Source organism: Paenibacillus sp. CH40, from assembly GCF_024213605.1.
GTDB lineage: Bacteria > Bacillota > Bacilli > Paenibacillales > Paenibacillaceae > Paenibacillus > Paenibacillus polymyxa_B.
Window position 1 is genome coordinate 16,020 of record NZ_JANAVQ010000017.1, and the last position, 17,332, is coordinate 33,351.

At 44.6% G+C, this 17,332-nt stretch carries 10 protein-coding genes, 2 tRNA genes and 2 pseudogenes; 2 read left to right on the forward strand and 12 right to left on the reverse strand.

Going from position 1 to position 17,332, the window contains the following annotated elements; genetic code table 11:
* Positions 1–645: 645 nt before the first annotated feature.
* Together NLX73_RS24630 and NLX73_RS24635 are read right to left on the reverse strand one after the other, a co-directional pair.
* Positions 646–1,482, reverse strand: a pseudogene (locus tag NLX73_RS24630) (aminotransferase class III-fold pyridoxal phosphate-dependent enzyme); the annotation flags it as partial.
* Between the two features lie 227 nt (positions 1,483–1,709).
* Positions 1,710–2,498 carry a PDDEXK family nuclease gene (locus NLX73_RS24635; RefSeq protein ID WP_250266750.1) on the reverse strand — a complete coding sequence of 263 codons (789 nt, stop codon included), beginning with the start codon at positions 2,496–2,498 and terminating at the stop codon, positions 1,710–1,712.
* A 365-nt stretch (positions 2,499–2,863) separates the two neighbouring features.
* Here NLX73_RS24635 and NLX73_RS24640 point away from each other — a divergent pair.
* Positions 2,864–2,992, forward strand: a pseudogene (locus NLX73_RS24640) (helix-turn-helix domain-containing protein); the annotation flags it as partial.
* A 785-nt stretch (positions 2,993–3,777) separates the two neighbouring features.
* Here the strand turns inward: NLX73_RS24640 and NLX73_RS24645 are convergent.
* The gene (locus NLX73_RS24645; protein WP_250266752.1) at positions 3,778–4,005 is read right to left on the reverse strand and encodes a helix-turn-helix domain-containing protein; all 228 of its coding nucleotides are present in this window, start codon (positions 4,003–4,005) and stop codon (positions 3,778–3,780) included.
* Between the two features lie 158 nt (positions 4,006–4,163).
* Between NLX73_RS24645 and NLX73_RS24650 the strand changes: the two genes are divergently transcribed.
* Positions 4,164–5,524 (forward strand): IS1182 family transposase gene (locus tag NLX73_RS24650; RefSeq protein ID WP_250266753.1). Its coding sequence is split into 2 segments (ribosomal slippage): positions 4,164–4,731 and positions 4,731–5,524, totalling 1,362 coding nucleotides; the frame shifts between segments, so codons are not numbered across the junction.
* A 206-nt stretch (positions 5,525–5,730) separates the two neighbouring features.
* On the opposite strand, the gene glmS is transcribed toward NLX73_RS24650, so the two are convergent.
* From glmS to NLX73_RS24695, 9 genes are all read right to left on the reverse strand, one after another.
* On the reverse strand, positions 5,731–7,563 hold the full coding sequence (glmS, locus tag NLX73_RS24655; protein ID WP_061832056.1) for a glutamine--fructose-6-phosphate transaminase (isomerizing): 1,833 nt from the start codon (positions 7,561–7,563) through the stop codon (positions 5,731–5,733).
* 631 nt (positions 7,564–8,194) lie between these two features.
* On the reverse strand, positions 8,195–9,535 hold the full coding sequence (glmM, locus tag NLX73_RS24660; RefSeq protein WP_013312125.1) for a phosphoglucosamine mutase: 1,341 nt from the start codon (positions 9,533–9,535) through the stop codon (positions 8,195–8,197).
* Positions 9,536–9,595: 60 nt separating this feature from the next.
* Entirely contained in the window at positions 9,596–11,065 is a 1,470-nt protein-coding gene (locus NLX73_RS24665; protein ID WP_250266754.1) for a CdaR family protein, read from the reverse strand.
* Positions 11,062–11,895, reverse strand: coding sequence for a diadenylate cyclase CdaA (gene cdaA / locus NLX73_RS24670; protein ID WP_013312127.1), 834 nt, complete (start codon positions 11,893–11,895; stop codon positions 11,062–11,064). The genes NLX73_RS24665 and cdaA overlap by 4 nt, the downstream gene beginning before the upstream one ends.
* Positions 11,896–12,116: 221 nt before the next feature.
* Positions 12,117–12,740: an anti-sigma factor gene (locus NLX73_RS24675; protein WP_013312128.1), complete on the reverse strand. Its 624-nt coding sequence runs from the start codon at positions 12,738–12,740 to the stop codon at positions 12,117–12,119.
* Between the two features lie 150 nt (positions 12,741–12,890).
* On the reverse strand, positions 12,891–13,457 hold the full coding sequence (sigW, locus tag NLX73_RS24680; RefSeq protein WP_016818747.1) for an RNA polymerase sigma factor SigW: 567 nt from the start codon (positions 13,455–13,457) through the stop codon (positions 12,891–12,893).
* Positions 13,458–13,648: 191 nt separating this feature from the next.
* A complete protein-coding gene (gene ppc / locus NLX73_RS24685; protein WP_250260341.1) occupies positions 13,649–16,441 on the reverse strand; it encodes a phosphoenolpyruvate carboxylase in 2,793 nt (930 codons plus the stop codon).
* 738 nt (positions 16,442–17,179) lie between these two features.
* Positions 17,180–17,250: transfer RNA gene (locus tag NLX73_RS24690), tRNA-Gly, on the reverse strand.
* Between the two features lie 9 nt (positions 17,251–17,259).
* A tRNA-Pro gene (locus tag NLX73_RS24695) sits at positions 17,260–17,332 on the reverse strand.

A 17,332-nucleotide genomic window follows, 5' to 3' on the forward strand; every position in this document is an offset into this window, starting at 1 on the left:
CTTGCCCGGTTGATCGCATGCGGCAATCCTCTGCCTAGCAGCTGTCCCGCTCGGCTCCCATGCGTGAAAGACAACAAAGAGCATCGTTCTACGCAAGAGATACGGCTGCTTCCGGTTCCTCTGCTTCAATATGCTTGCTGCGGACGAGCCGCCCGAAGACGGGCTTTGGTTTAACATTGGGTTCGGAATTGGATTTGGGGGTGAACAAGGGATGTTCCTCCCATCGATGTAAGGCTTGCTGTAGGATTCCGGCCGGCCAGCAGGAAGTCGGCCGTACCTCCGGATTCGGCACCGGAGCTGCCCTTGTCGAAGCCTATGTTTAAGGGATATTGATACACTCTATGTACGATTTGTATATTCCCCCGCCTGGTGTGGATAAGTAAAGATCCGGCTGCGGGGTAGTGAGCTTTTCCTGACGATTAGATGTGACGATGGTGCTGCAATGAGGCTCAAAGAATGCTCCGTATGGCATGAACGGGACAGCCCTTGGATTGGCGGTGAATTCCATGCTGTCTGACGGTACCGCAGGCAGTATGGAGAGAAAATCTTCCAATGGGGTGAAAACGTTATCTTAACATCAGGGCCGCACGGCCCCCGGAAGGCACTTCCGTGCCTCTTGCCGGGGCGGCCACCACTTGGCCGAGCTTAGGTCGTTATCAGCAAATCCTGGGTCTCCTGAGAGATCACCTGCTGCATACTGGACTTGATAATGTCGCAGCCGGCGGCCAGATGCTCCATCGAGACGGTCAGCGGAGGCATGATCTTTAGTACGCGGTCTCCTCTGCCGGCTCTTTCAATGATGAGCCCGTTCTCGAAGCTGATCTCCGTCATCCGCTTCGCCCCGGCTTCATCCGTGAAGCCCGAGACGTCAATGCCCCAGATCAGGCCAAGTCCGCGGATGGCGATGGACGGATGCAGAGGCTTGATTTCTTTGTCAAAGAACGAGCGCACAAACTCTTCCTTCTGCTTCACCTAGGCTTCCAGGGCGGCTCTGTCCCGGAACTCGAGAGCGGCCTTGGCGGCCGGCTTGTCGATTCCGGAGTGCGAATCAGTCAGGATATTCTCGATATAGCCGAGCGTATCCATTTCTGCGAAAGCCCCTTCCCTCATGGACTTGGAGCTTGTCGCCGACAGGCTGCCGATCGACATGCCGTGGAAGCCGCCCATGAATGCGAATATCCCGGTTCTCTTCTTCGCCTTGCGTGCGAGCTTAAGGGCCGCTTCCACCGCGTTCGTCCCCGTCGGACCGCAGACTTGAAGCTTGTAATTCAGCTTCTTCGGCTCCAGGATCCGCTCCGAGAAACTCTGGATGAATTCGCGCTTGGCCATTGTATACATATCCAGACCGTGCATAATCCGGTCGGAGGTCAAGTAATCGAGAACCCGGTCCTTGATATAATCGTTGTTATGACCGTAATTCAGTGCCCCGGCACCTGCAAAAAAATCAATATATGCTCTTCCGTCCTCAGAATATAGCAGGTCCCCACCTTCTGACGTCATGGAGCAACATATTCTCGGCTGTCATTTTCCACAATTGTCGGTCTCCGCATGCCGGCTTGCTGGGTAGCCAGTGGACTGGTCTCTCGCGCACAGCTTGGATAGGTATAAAAACCATCCAATTCTATTTTCTATCATAATTGGAAAGTTGACCTAGGTAGAATTATATCAAAATTTCCAATAATGTATAGTAAAACTTCAGTTAAATTTGGTCAACACGGTGTTAATATTTTGCCTAAAAAGAGCGAATGGAGAAGAAACGCTGGGAATGGTTTGCCATCAATCGAGGAATTCGACGCGTGTCGACATTCAGGCGGGGTGCCGGCCGATTTGGGGGATCTTCCCTGTAGACATTCTCTGCCGGTGCTCCGAATCCTTGCGCTTTGCGATAACTTAACATGATTACCTGACGAATTTCTGGAAGCCTGGCTGGAAACGTGACTGGATGTCAGCTGGATATTCTGCTGGAAAATCCGTTGGATACTCGCGTTTTGGTCGGGTGTAACGTTAATTCCAGACGTTCCATTATCGTTCGAATGATCTCGTATGCCCGATCCGCATCCTTCTTGGGGATATATTGGCGCTTTACGGGTTGCGGAATGTGCAATAAATTTTATACTTTCTTCTTGTTTTACTGTAAGTAACATATCTGTAGTCATAATGATGGGAAGCTTATTCTTGGGGTCAGTTGGATGTTTAATGCCTAACTTTTGTGCAATATAGAGGGTTTTATCTAGGGGTAATAAAGGAAATTGTTCGAGAATATCAATCTCTTGCTCTGACCACTCCATTTGGTAATGATGTGCCAATTCAAAGTGTTCAGACAGATAATGGTGAAGTCGACCACTTTTCCAACCAAGAATTCGAGTAACTATCCCTATTGAAGGTACATCATGTACAGTCAACCAAGGTTTATATTCCGAAAAGTGGCCTTGACCTCTTCCTTCTTTGATTTTCCGTTGAATAGATGCTATAGAGTTACTTGATCGAATTTTGCTCATTATTCACCTTCTTTTTAGAACTACTAAATCAGAGTAAAGTTCAGTTACCTTTTTCTACTCCTAAGATATATTTTAGTTTTACTTCAAAATACAAATGTAGAATATAACAACTCACAGCTTTATACAATAGCAAAGTAATATTTTTTAGATATATTTTACTTCGTAGCCTATTCATAGGCTACTCGTAGGGTACAGTAGGGTATGAATAAGCTATAATATGGGCTATAAGTAGGTATAATTAGTAAGCAGATGGGTCGGGTTAAAACCTATTTGATATTCTCAATAGAGGTGAACTCATGAATACTTTGGGACAGCGATGTAGAAATTTAAGACTACTCCATAAATGGACATAAGAGGAACTTGCTAATAAAAGTGGGGTAACCAAACAGGTTATTTCTAATTGGGAGCGAAATGTAGCACGACCTAAAATTAATCATTTAATATCTTTAGCAGAGGTTTTTGATGTTACAACCGATTATTTACTTTATTGCTAATCAAATGACGTTCCCCTATTGTGTGGACTCAATTGATTGATACAATTCATTCGGGCCTTAATAACGAGAAAATCAAAAAATCCTTTGATCTTTTAGCATTTCTAAATTCTGGTTTTCGAGTTGAATTAAATGGGCAGGTATTAGAACAAGAAGATTTGAATCTAATCGGTAAAAATATTACCTTTTTAATGGAGCATTTTGTCTCTCCTTTAAAGAAAAGGTATAGTAAATAGAAAATTTTAGTACCCATTAGTTCGCTTAAAGAAGTAGCGCCTCACACCTCCTTTTACAATTTAATTAACTATGTGTTAGCTGAAGTTTTACTTTTAGGGATAGTCTTTCAATATTTCTTTTGCAAGTTTCATTAGTTGCACACTCTGTAAATAGGTCTCTATGTTAAGACCTTGCAATGATTCTTTTACCACTAATCTCCATTCTTCATAATCTTCAAATTCATTTCTTATGTAAATTGATTTTAGATCAGTTGGGGTATATCTAATGCTGAGGTTCCAACCGCCTTCTTTCAAAGCTCTTTCAAACCATTTCTCACATTTTTAATTTTTTTATGCATAAATGCCAGGAATAATCGGCATATGGATAAATCGTGACTTTTATGTACCAAAATTAAAATGAGTATTTCTAAGACATATTATTAAGGAACTCCCGTGAAAGATTAGTACCGAACAATCTTTAGTTTTATAAAATCAATAATTTCATCTCTATCTTCTTTAGTAAGTTCTCGAAACAAAGAAATAAGTTTTAATTCCTGAGCTTCAATGGCTAAATTAAAAATAGTGTTCTTTGATACAGGCGTATCTCCAAAGAATAACCACTCTATATGGAAAATTGAAATTTTCTTTATTTGCTATAATTATATCAAGAGAGGGTCTGTATTTATCTTGCTCCAGCTCACTCAACGTTCCTTGAGAAATTCCAATTATATTTGCAAACTTTATTTGATTTAAGTTGTTTGTTTTTCTAATAGTTCGAATTCGTTGGCCTATTGTAGACATAATTACCCTCCTAAGCTAAAAAGATCCCGATATATTATCGGGATCTTTCAGGCTGTCGAGAAAGTCTCGACAGCTTTTTTTATGTTCATTTTATTTAAGACGACACCGCGTTAATGTTGTATAATATAGGTAACTATTGTAGAACGGACGGTGTTGATATGCTGCGACCTCATCGAGACCAACAACAATCTTTTGAATTGGTTTCTCTGGAAGAACTGGTACCACAAGATCATCTGCTTCGTAAAGTGGATACATATATAGACTTCTCCTTTATTCATGAGAAGGTAAGCCCGCTGTATTGTGCAGACAACGGGCGTCCTGCCATTGATCCTACCGTGTTGTTTAAAATGATCTTTCTCGGTTATTTCTATGGCATTCGCTCAGAACGACAACTCGAGCGTGAAATTCAGACGAACCTGGCTTATCGCTGGTTCCTGGGGCTGGGCTTAACGGATAAGGTTCCAGACCATACGACGATTAGCTGGAATCGTCGCACTCGCTTTAAAGACACCACGATCTTTCAAGATATCTTCGATGAAATTGTGCTGCAGGCGATCTCTCACCGAATGGTGGGTGGGCGTGTTCTCGTCACCGATTCCACACACGTCAAAGCCAATGCTAACAGACACCAGTACACCAAAGAACAAGTGTTGCAGAATACCAAAGACTATATGGACGAGCTTAACGAAGCGGTGAAGGAGGACCGGAAAAGCCACGGAAAAAAGCCTTAAAATCCCGAGAGGAAGTGAACGAAGAAAAAGAAATTAAAGTGAGCAAAACAGACCCAGACAGCGGCTATATGATCCGTGATGGCAAGCCTGAAGGCTTCTTCTATCTGGACCACCGCACAGTGGATATGAAGTACAATCTGATTACGGATGTGCATGTGACGCCGGGGAATGTACATGATTCTGTCCCCTATTTGTCCCGTTTGGATCGACAAAGAGAACGCTTTGGTTTTCAAGTAGAAGCTGTTGCGCTAGATTCAGGTTATTTAACGACGCCGATTTGCCGAGGTTTGCAAAACCGAAAGGTTTTTGCCGTGATTGCTCACCGAAGATTCCATCCCAGACAAGGGCTGTTTCCGAAATGGAAGTTTGAATACGATGCCAAACGCAATGTGTATAGATGCCCAGCCCAACAGGAACTGCCCTACCGAACGACGGACCGTAAGGGATACCGGCAGTATGCCTCTGACCCAGCTCAGTGCCAGCATTGCCCACTGCTAGACCAGTGTACCCAGTCTCGAAACCGCCGCAAAGTGGTGACTCGGCATGTCTGGGAAGACAGCAAAGAGTGGGTACGGGGCAACCGGCTAAGCCCATCCGGGAAACGGCTGTACCGCAAACGAAAAGAGACGATTGAGCGAAGCTTCGCGGATGCCAAAGAGCTCCATAGGTTTCGCTATTGCCGTTTGCGCGGTCTTCCAAATGTCAGGGAACAAGCCCTTATGACGGCAGCCGTGCAGAACATGAAGAAGATGGCGATTCACCTGGATCGCCTGAAGAAACAGGGGTAACCCCCCTGTTTCTCCAGAGACCAGAGCCTTATGATGTAAAGAAAAAGAAACCCACGTCTCAAAAGACGGGGTTTCTCGACAATCTGAAAGATCCCGATATATTATCGGGATCTTTCTTGGTGTTTGTAAAATGACTAGTTCCAGACTTTTTTTACTGGTTCCACACTTTTTTATCACCAGACAAAAAGTCATAATGCAACTAAAGCTTATTCTACAGTAACACTTTTCGCTAGGTTACGTGGTTTATCAACATCATGCCCCAGTGCAAGAGAAGCGTAGTAAGCCAACAGTTGGAGAGATACAACTGAAATTGCAGCAGACAGAATTGGAAGTGTCTTCGGAATGGCAAATACCTGATCCACGGACTTCAGCAACTCAACTGCGTGCTCTTCGTACGTAATCGCAAGAACATCTGCACCACGAGCCTTGACTTCCTTAATGTTGCTCACGGTTTTCTCCAACACGGATTCCTGTGTTACCAAAGCGATAACCGGAATGCCGTCTTCAATCAATGCCAGTGTACCATGCTTCAATTCACCCGCAGCATAAGCCTCGGAATGAATGTAGGAAATTTCCTTGAGCTTCAGGGAGCCTTCCTGTACTACAGCATAGTCCTGACCGCGACCAATAAAGAACAGGTGCTTGTGGCTTGCAATTTGCTCAGCATAGGCTTTGATCGCATCTGCTTTACCCAGCATCTCTTCCACTTGCTCTGGCAGGGATTCCATAGCAGCCAGCACATGAGCCACTTGCTCATCCGTTTGTGTGCCACGCACTTGAGCGAGATACAAACCAAACAGATAGAACGCAATCAACTGTGAAGAATATGCTTTAGTGGAGGCTACGGCAATTTCCGGTCCTGCCAGTGTAACCAACACATCATCTGCATCACGGGCGATGGAGCTGCCGACTACGTTTGTAATCGCCAGTACATGAGCGCCATTTGCTTGTGCTTCACGCAAGGCTGCCAACGTGTCAGCAGTTTCACCGGATTGGCTCACCACGATTACCAATGTCTCTGGTGTTACGATAGGTGAACGATAACGATATTCGGAAGCCACATCATTTTCTACCGGTATACGAGCCAGACTTTCAATAACTGTACGACCAATCAAACCAGCATTGTAAGCTGTACCACACGCAACAATTTGAATGTTGCGGATATTTTTAATTTGTTCTTCTGTCAGCTTCAGCTCAGGAAGAACAACTTTTTTAGTATCTTTATCGATACGGCCCAACATTGTGTCACGATAAGCCTTAGGCTGCTCGTGAATTTCTTTCAACATGAAATGCTCATAGCCGCCTTTTTCCGCTGTTACAGCATCCCATTCGACATGAATCATTTCCCGAGAAATAAATTGGCCTTCGATTGTCATTAATTCGACAGCATCACTGGTCAAAACAGCCATTTCGCCATCGTTCAAAATAAATACATTGCGTGTATATTTCAGAATAGCCGGAATGTCGGAACCGATAAAGTTCTCGCCTTCTCCCACACCAATAACCAGCGGGCTAGCTTGACGAACAGCAACCAGCTTATTAGGCTCGTGCTCTGTCAGCACACCCAGTGCAAAAGCACCGCGCATAAAGGTAATTGCTTTTTGTACTGCTTTAACGATATCCCCTTTATATTCACGCGCAACCAGATGGGAAATAATTTCCGTGTCCGTTTCGGAAATAAAGGTATGACCTTCGCTGATCAGCTGCTCCTTCAGCTCCAGATAGTTCTCAATAATTCCGTTGTGAACTACAGAGAACTTTTGGCTCTCATCCAAATGTGGATGGGAGTTTTCATCAGAAGGCTTACCGTGCGTTGCCCAACGTGTATGTCCGATACCTGCATGGCCTACCAACGGCGTACCATCCAGTTTAGCTTCCAGATTCGCCAGACGACCTTTAGCCTTGGCTACTTGCAATCCTGAATCTGTAAACACGGCAATACCCGCAGAGTCATAACCGCGATACTCCAGCTTTTTCAATCCGTCAATCAATACCTCTTGCGTATTCTGATTACCAATATATCCTACAATGCCACACATATTCGTTATCCTCCCGATCATCATTTCACAAGACGACTCATCACAGGACTAACGTGTGCGGTAGATTGTGGAATAAAGTTCATTCATCTATGAAGTTGTCAATGATAACTATAGAATTTACAGGCATCTCTTCACGAATGTAACGAAATTCCCAAACCGCGCACGCCAATGATGATGGCCGCACATTCATGAAATGAATCTTATAATTTAGGTTATAAAATAATAAAGGCATCTACCGGTGCGTTGTGTAAACAGTTGCCTGTTCATTTTCCGCTGCCGGTTTACGGCTCGATGCTTCACCGGAAGGTCCCCGCCGAATGTTTCGAACACCTTCACCTCGTCAGCTTGTTTTGTCGTGAACCGATTTGCGAGCAACTTTATCTCAACTGAATCCGTTGCTTCTCCACCAAGTTCCCCCGCACAAATCAAGCTCTGGCGCTTGTATTACGTTACCTTACAACCCTCGCTTTCTCTATCTGAGTCACAGCATCCCTATATTATATTCAGCTAAGTATCATTTGGCAATGACACTTTATTCATAATTACACCATGAAGGCCATAAATCGTTAGTAAATAACCGCAAACGCCGTTGCCTGCTTCTTTTTCACAGGCAACCGACGTTTACAAAATTTTAAACTAATTCTTTCTTCACGACATCTACGATCTGACCGACAAATTGCTCCAGTTCGTCCTTATCCGGGCCTTCGGCCATCACACGTATAAGTGATTCTGTGCCTGAAGCACGGACCAATACACGCCCATTATCGCCCAATTGTTGTTCCACCTGCTCAATTGCTTCTGCAATGGCAGGATTCCCTTCGTAATTACGTTTGTCCTGCACACGCACATTTACGAGCACTTGTGGATACTGTTTCATGAGCGATTTTAGCTCACTCATTTTCTTGCCGGAAGCTTTCAAGGTATCTACCAGCTGAATCCCAGTCAGCATGCCATCGCCTGTCGTATTGTGATCCAGAAAAATAACATGACCAGACTGCTCACCGCCTAGGTTAAATCCACCCCGACGCATTTCTTCCATCACATAACGGTCCCCGACTGCAGTTTTTGCAGTCTTGAGTGCCAGCTTTTCAGTAGCTTTATAAAAACCGATATTACTCATCACTGTCGATACAATGGTGCTGTCCTTGAGTTTTCCCGCACGGTTCATTGCATCTCCGCAAATGCAGAGAATATAGTCGCCGTCTACCTCTTCCCCGTTCTCATCAATCGCGATCAGACGGTCGGCATCGCCGTCAAAGGCCAAACCAATATCTGCTTTCAAGCGGCGTACTTCCTCTTTCAGCTTTTCAGGATGAGTCGAGCCGCAATGATCATTGATGTTCAAACCGTTCGGCTCGGCACCAATAGTGTGTACCTCAGCTCCCAGTTCTGCAAAGAGCTTCGGCGCCAGCTCATAAGCTGCTCCGTTAGCACAATCCAGTACAATTTTTAACCCTTCAAAAGAATGGCTAATTGTTGTTTTCAAGAACTCCAGATAATCGTAGCGAGAATGCTCGTCTACAACAACCGTTCCCAATCCACCGCCAATCGGACGAGGCAGTTGGTCTTCTTTTGCATCCATGAGCTCTTCAATTTTCAATTCCGTTTCGTCTGTCAATTTAAAACCGTCACCGCCAAAAAACTTAATGCCGTTGTCTTCAACTGGATTGTGTGATGCTGAGATCATTACCCCAGCGTCAGCTTTCAATTGACGTGTGAGATATGCCACCCCAGGTGTCGAAACAATACCTAGACGAACCACATTAGCCCCAATGGACAGCAAACCGGCTACAAGAGCCGATTCCAGCATCAGTCCGGATATCCGTGTATCCATACCAATAACAACTGTCGGTTTCTCTACATTACCTGCTAAAACATATCCGCCGCAGCGGCCAATGCTATATGCCAGTTCGGCTGTAAGTTCCTGATTAGCAACGCCTCGTACACCATCTGTACCAAAATATTTCCCCATGTAAAATGACTCCCTTTTTTTGTCTAATAAATCTTGATTATTTACTACAGATAAAACATGTTATGGCTGACTGTTCTCCGAGGTTCCATTCGCAGAAGAATCTGCGCCGTTATGAGGATTTGTTTTATCCTCCGCAGCTGCGTTGTCCCCGGTCTTAGCGTCAGAGTCCCCACCTTGACTGACTTGCCCCTCCTGTGGCCTCTCCTGCCCCTTTTCGCCACTACCAGAGGGGTTTGATTCATTCTCATTATTCGGATTCGTTACAGCAGGCGTAGAAGGGCTCTCAATGTTGACCGTTGCCTTTAGTTGGCCAGCATTTCCGGCTTGCGTAATATATTTAGGCAAGCCTACTTTCAGAGTAACCTCGTGTTGACCAGCCGCGAGGCCACTTACATCTGCCACCAAACTAATATCATCATTGGTTAAATTGTTTACCATATCCTGCGGGCCCTTCACAGTAACATCCATCGTCTTACCTACGGGTGCTGTAACAGTCGTAGTCGCTTTATCTCCTGCACCTTGTAAAACGATTGGGATGCCTGACAGCGTCCGTTCCGTATCTGTGACTTCATTGGAAGGGACGACGGTCACCTGAATTTGTATTGACCCTGGCTCGATTTTATCAGAACCTGAGGGGGCTGCCAAATTAGCTTGAACTGTACGAGTCCCCGCTTCCGTGAATTGACTTAAATCCAATGTAGCCGTGACGTAAGAGCTGAGGCTGCTCAATACATCCTGCGATGCATATACCGCCGCTTCCTTCACGTTTGCATTGACTTTAGAAAGCGCCAATCCGTCTGGCAACTCTCCAGCATAGACAATCTTAACAGGCACAGATTTCGCCTGCTGAGTTACCGGAATTTCAACAGACACAGTGGATGGCTCAATGACCGCTCCTGTAAGTTCCTGTCCCTTTTTGTTATAAGCCTTCAGTTTTACACGCTTCTGTTCAAACTTTTCTGAGATACCATCCGTATTAACAGCCCCTTGAACGGCAGTAACGGTACTCAACTGGCTTTTAGGCAAGGTAACCTTCACGGTTTGAGGAGCAATTACAGGCTTCCCAAGCTGCAGTCCCCCATCTGGGTTTCCTTTAGGAACTATAGATACATTAAATGATTTCGTTTGTTTTTCCTCAATCGTCACTGTAACACGGTTAGGAGTCATAGACACCAACTCCACTCCATCCGGCAAGTCCGGTTCGAGTGACAATGTTTTAGTACCTGCTCCTAAGCCGTTTAAGTTTAGCTTTGCCTGATAATTATCCGCGAAAAAAGAAGTCAGCACAGAGCGCTGTCCTCTGACCTCCATCTTAACATGGTCAGTATCCATGGTAGACAATACATATTTTGAATCATCCAGACCACTAGCCTGAATGCCCACATTATCAATCACTTTATTATTATAAGAAACGGTCAGCGTAGATGAAGGTGTACCTGTATCTAGATGGACCATTCCCCACAGCAGGACAGCAACCGCAAGCGCCAATATCTTGGAAATCGTATTATTGTTAATCCATTTGTCCATCATGAATTTCCACGGCCTCCCCTCCGATTCCAGAATGAGCCGCGTTTTTCCTTCAAAGACGGTGTTGGCCGCAACTCCTCATACAGCTTGGAGATTAGGGATTCTTCCTTAATGTCGCGCACGACCTGTCCATTAATGGCCAAAGAAATTTGCCCTGTTTCCTCCGATACCACGACAGTTACGGCATCCGTTACCTCACTCACCCCAATCGCAGCCCGGTGACGGGTTCCCAACTCCTTGCTGATGAACGGATTTTCCGATAATGGCAAATAACAGGCCGCAGAAGCAATCTGTTTATTTTGAATAATCACCGCACCATCATGCAAAGGCGTATTAGGAATGAAGATGTTGATTAGCAGTTCAGAACTGACTACGGCCTGTGTCTTGATACCAGACTCCGTATATTCGTTTAGCCCTGTCTCGCGCTCAAATACGACCAAAGCTCCTATTTTCCTACGTGATAGATAATTCAGCGCCTTAATCATTTCTCCGATTAACTTGTTAATCTCTTCATCATCCGCAGACGAACGCCCAAATAATTTGCCACGCCCCAACTGCTCCAGTGCACGACGCAACTCAGGCTGAAAAATAATAAAGATAGCCACCACACCAAAGGTGAACATCTGGTTCATCAACCACTTGAGCGTATACAAATCAAACCAGGTGCTAACCGCCCAAATGACAACTAGAAACAGAATCCCTTTCAACAATTGAACTGCACGCGTTCCGCGAACAAGTAAAATAAGCTGATACATAATATAGGTTACGATCAAAATGTCGATAATATCTTTAATGGACTCTTTCCAAGTCAGGTCCGCAAAATAATCCAACATGCGCATGCCCCCGCAATTTTCTGTAGTGAGTGGGTGTAATATGTACACAGTATGCTCTCTCTATCTAGGTTATAACGATCAGGCTCACGTTGCAAGCTGTGTGACAAAAGAACCGCTAAAATCAGTAAAATACAGTACAATTCGCCAGCTTCATATACAAAAAAACGCCTTTTCCAGCGGAAAGAGGCGCTCGATATTGTCCTTGCCATTTCAAGCTTCTTTTATGGAGAAGAGGGTCCCCCGAATAAATCAGTAACCTTGTACCAAATCCAATCCAAGGTTTGATCAATACTTTTAACCTGTCCTGCAATATGGGCGGTGGACGCTTGATAATAAGAACCATCAATCACAGTTACATTTCCTTCCACATCACCGTATACACGGGCTTCACCATTTTGCACTGTTAAATCTCCGGCAATGGATTTCCCTTCAGGCACAATCACAGTATCACCCTGAATAACGACTTGATCCAGTTGGCTTCCTTTGACTACCAATTGATGGTCCGTGCTAGAAAAGCTGGCCATGCTTGAGCATATAACAATAAGGAAGAAGGCAGCGGCTGTTACAGCGGGATGCCTTTTCACCCACGTCAGCATAGGCACCGCAGTCTGTCTTTTATGCGGCGGCAAAGCATTCATAATGCGAAATGTCAGCTCATCCGATACACACGGCACTTGATGATAGCGTGTACCGTAAAGCATCGCATCCGTCCGCTCCAGCTCTTTAAAACGCATGCGGCATTCCGGGCAGTCTAACAAGTGCTGTTCCAACTCATGTTTGTCCTGCTCAGACAGGTCGCCATCTAGATAGTCATGCATAAAAGAGACGGCTTGTTTGCAATCCATATGAGCCAATCCTTTCTAATATTCTTCCGTGTTTCTCAACATAACATGCTCCGGCTTAGAAACTTTGCTCATCTTACATACGTTACAACGAGCATTATGTTTCATAAAAACATCTATGCAGACTCTTTTCCTAGAATCTATGCGTATGATCTATAGCTTGTGCTCCAGTTTTTTGCGCAGAAAATCCCGCCCCCTGTGTACTCTTGTCTTAATAGTGGTAACTGGGAGATTGAGCACATCGCTGATTTCCTGTAAGGAAAGCTCCTGCAAGTACCGTAAAACCATAATCGTTCTGTATTTATCTGGAAGGCTGTCAATGGCGTCATGAATCAAAGCCTGCGTTTCGGACAGAAGCGTACTCCCCTCAGGGGTAAGCTCTTCACTGGCGAGCATGGCGTACCCATCGACACCTTCCTGATCATTCATTTCAGCATCAAGTGAGTATGTAGGTTTTCTCCTTCGCAGACGATCAATGCACAGATTTGTAGCAATTCGATAAATCCATGTTGAGAACTTCTGTCCATGATCATATTTTTCCAAATTACGATACACACGCAAAAAAGTTTCCTGCACCAGATCCTCCGCCTCATGGCGATTACCTAGCATCCGGTAGGAAAGATGAAAAATCCGATCTTTATATAACTCGACTAACTCCGCAAAAGCTCGCTGATCGCCTTTCTGTACCAGCCTTACCAAGCGGCTTTCCATATTATCCACTCTATACTCCCCCAGACTTGCTGATGGGTTACTTATTACATGTTTATGATTATTCATCGTAGTTTAATTTTATCCGGAAATCAACTGTAGTATTGTTACTAACTGCAAGCACGCCTGCCATCAATATACAAACAGCACAATCGGGCACCCCATGAGTACCCGATTGCCTGTATTCGTACAACCGTACTATATCAGCCCGTATTTCTTAAGCCTGCTGCAATTCCGTTAATTGTCAACAATACCTCACGCAGCATTTCAGTGTCATCACCGTTCTGATCCCGCAACTCTCGTAACTCACTTAGCAATTGAACCTGCAAGTAACTTAACGGATCGACATAAGGATTACGCAACCGGATAGATTCCTGAATAACCGGCACGTCGTCCAAAATCTCGGATTGTCCGGTTATTTTCAAAATCAACTCAGATGTCAGCTTGAACTCCGCTGAAATCTGCCCGAAAATACGCTGCCGGGCCTCTTCGTTATCCGACATCCCAGCGTATTCTTCTGCAATCAGTAAATCCGCTTTAGCGATTGCCATTTGCAGTGTATCAATAAGTGACCGGAAGAAAGCAGAGTCCCTAAACATCGTTTGCAGCACTTTAAGGTTATCCTCATTGTTTTGATAGAAGCTTTGCAAACCTGTTCCAGCCGCATACCATGCAGGTAACAAGTAACGGCTTTGTGTCCATGCAAAAACCCACGGAATGGCGCGTAAGTCCTCAAAACGTTCGCTGTTCTTACGCTTGGACGGACGAGATCCAATATTCAGCTCGCCCACCTCAGGCAACGGTGTAGATTCTTTGAAGAAGTTGAAGAAATCCGGATCTCGGAAAATCAAATCCTGATACTTATCCAGTGAAACTTGGGAAATGCGGGCGATAATCTCCTCCCAGCTCTCCTCAAACACTTCCTTCTTCCCGGAACGATGATATGCCACAGCCGTAATCAGCGCCGATGTTGCCTGCTCCAAGCTCCGGTACGCGATGCCTCTAAGCGAGTATCGGGATGATAGTACTTCGCCTTGCTCCGTGATTTTGATTCCGCCTCCAATCGTATGAGGAGGTTGAGCCAAAATACTGCGATTAAGTGGCATTCCTCCACGACCCAGCGCACCTCCACGACCGTGGAAAAACTTCACTTTTACGCCAAACTCATTAACTACTTCCGTAATGCTGTTCATAGCGACCCGAAGTTCCCAGTTCGCTGTAACCACACCGCCATCTTTATTACTGTCCGAGTATCCCAGCATAATCTCTTGAAGCTGGTCCATCGCAGCCACAGATTGTCGATATACAGGCAAGTTCATCAATCTTCTCATAATATCAGGTGCAGCGTGCAGATCATCTATCGTTTCGAACAAAGGGACGGATTGCAGCGTACAGATAACAGTGCCATCCTTCTCGATGCGGAACAGGCCTACCTCTTTGGATAAGACCATAACCTCCAGTAAGTCACTGGCTCCCTGAGTCATACTGATCAAGTAGCTTGTAATGGACTGCTTGCCGAATTCCTCCTGAGCCAAATAAATCGTACGATATACGTCAAGACATTCCTGTGTGCTATCGCTATATTTTAAATACGGTGAAGTAATCGGACGAGGTTCATTCAGCAGCTTTTCCAGCAGATTTATTTTTTCCTCTTCTGACAGCTTACTGTAATCCGACACAATATTCATTTTAGACAGAATTTCAGTCATCGCATTTTCATGTTCCTGACTATGCTGACGCACATCCAGCGTAGCTGTATGGAATCCAAACAACTCTACCTGGCGAATCATCTTTTGAATATATGTGTTTGCCACATAATCGGCAAAATGATGACGCAGGCTGTTGTCAATAACATTTAGATCTGCAATGAGCTCTTCCGCAGAATTATAACGCTCATTGGTACCCTGTTTGCTTTCATCCAGGATGTTGTTCACTTTAGCAATCATATATGCCAGTTTAATGCGGTAAGGCTCTTTTTCGTTATGCCATACTTCCATCTTTTTAAGTGTAATATGAGTACGGTCTTCTTCAATAGAAGCCAGCAGATCATCGGAAACTCGCACAATGCTGGTGCTGAAACTCAAGTAACCCATGAGTTCCTTTAACGTGTGCTGATATTCTCTCAAAGCCAACTTGCGCTGCATACGTAACGTTTCCCAAGTCACATGAGCTGTCACAGACGGATTGCCATCCCGGTCTCCACCGATCCAGGAACCAAATCTCAGATAAGTGGGTATGTGCCATTTTTGTTCGGGATAATATTTGTCCAAACATCGTTCCAATTCTTGGTACACATCTGGCAGTACATGAAACAAGGTCTCGTGAAAATAATACATTCCATTTCTTACTTCATCTAATACAGTTGGCTTGCGATCACGCAGCTCATCTGTCTGCCACAGCGTAATTACTTCGTTTAGCAGATTCTCCCGTACCTGTTCCCGCTCACGTAAGGTAAGCATCGGATTATCCAGCAGCATGACGTCCTCGGAAATGCGCTTGTGGATATCAAGTATTACTCGTCGTGTCGCTTCTGTAGGATGTGCGGTCATGACCAGCTCCAAAGAGAGCTCATTCAGCAAGTTGCTAACGTCCTCGGCAGAGAAGCCCCCTTGTTTAAGCTCCTGAACGGAACTTTCAATGGAACCAGGTTGAACATCTTCACCAGCGGAATGCTCATAATCCCGCTTACGACGAATACGATGGTTTTGCTCAGCGATATTCACCAACTGAAAATAAATCGCAAACGCGCGAATAACCTGGTGACGAATATCCGTATCCAGTCCGCTGACCATTTGTTTGAAATCCTCATACAACTCCGGTTGATACCCGGCACGTAACGATTTACTTGTCTCACGTATTTTCTCCACGATATCCAAAAGTTCGTTGCCACCCTGATGAACCAAAACCTCACCAAGAATATTCCCTAGAAAACGAACGTCCCGCCGCAGCAGATTGTTGGATTGGTTTTTGTTAGCGGTTAACGTAAGCTCAGTCATGCTTTTCCCCCCATCTGATCTGTTCCACACCATATACAGTTGTAGCAAAGGTACGTATACACACGAAATTTGACACTTTCTTAACATCATACAATAAAAACGCATGAAAAGCTGCAAAATTTACAGTAAAAAATCATGTTTTTGAAATACTTCTTTTGAGAAAATATTGGTTTATTATGAATAAAGATGAAATTAATAATTAGAAATGAATGTATACACTAGTGATGAGTGAAACATTATGCACAGTCTCTTATGAAGAGTGTGGTATTAAAGGTGCAAATTCATGCAACATGATGTGTATATGTTTATTAATTGTTGACAAAGACAAACCCCTTAGCCTTCTATCCACAAAGATATACACAAATTAGCCATTTCCTTAGTGTTTCTAGGGCATTTCCTCTTTAAGACTTCGCTTTTTACCCACATAAATAAAGGGGAATGTGCACAACGTAAGAGCAGATGCAGAGTTATCACCATGAATTCGTACCATAATAGCTATAGGATTCCTATATTCAAAGGATTTGATCACGAAATTAGCCTTTCTGCAGGAGAAAGGGGTACGTTAGAGGGGAAATTCGGGATCTAGAGGTCATAAGTAACAAGAGCCTATGTACAATATGCACAAGTCATCCCCAACTGTGCATGACAGGAGACATAATTGTATTAGCTTATATACATAGAAGTAAATGTAATGTGGACAAAATAAAAAGAAGCCTTTCGGCTTCTAGGTAATCGGTAAGCGGGTGATGGGAATCGAACCCACGCTATCAGCTTGGAAGGCTGAAGTTCTACCATTGAACTACACCCGCAAATTAGTATCGGGATGACACGATTTGAACATGCGACCCCCTGGTCCCAAACCAGGTGCTCTACCAAGCTGAGCTACATCCC

What these genes read in the sequence shown, in the direction of transcription:
- NLX73_RS24645 (WP_250266752.1), bottom strand. Translation starts at nt 4,005, where the DNA reads ATGTCTACAATAGGCCAACGAATTCGAACTATTAGAAAAACAAACAAC.
- NLX73_RS24665 (WP_250266754.1), bottom strand. Translation starts at nt 11,065, where the DNA reads ATGATGGACAAATGGATTAACAATAATACGATTTCCAAGATATTGGCG.
- NLX73_RS24675 (WP_013312128.1), bottom strand. Translation starts at nt 12,740, where the DNA reads ATGGATTGCAAACAAGCCGTCTCTTTTATGCATGACTATCTAGATGGC.
- cdaA (WP_013312127.1), bottom strand. Translation starts at nt 11,895, where the DNA reads ATGTTGGATTATTTTGCGGACCTGACTTGGAAAGAGTCCATTAAAGAT.
- NLX73_RS24635 (WP_250266750.1), bottom strand. Translation starts at nt 2,498, where the DNA reads ATGAGCAAAATTCGATCAAGTAACTCTATAGCATCTATTCAACGGAAA.
- glmM (WP_013312125.1), bottom strand. Translation starts at nt 9,535, where the DNA reads ATGGGGAAATATTTTGGTACAGATGGTGTACGAGGCGTTGCTAATCAG.
- glmS (WP_061832056.1), bottom strand. Translation starts at nt 7,563, where the DNA reads ATGTGTGGCATTGTAGGATATATTGGTAATCAGAATACGCAAGAGGTA.
- ppc (WP_250260341.1), bottom strand. Translation starts at nt 16,441, where the DNA reads ATGACTGAGCTTACGTTAACCGCTAACAAAAACCAATCCAACAATCTG.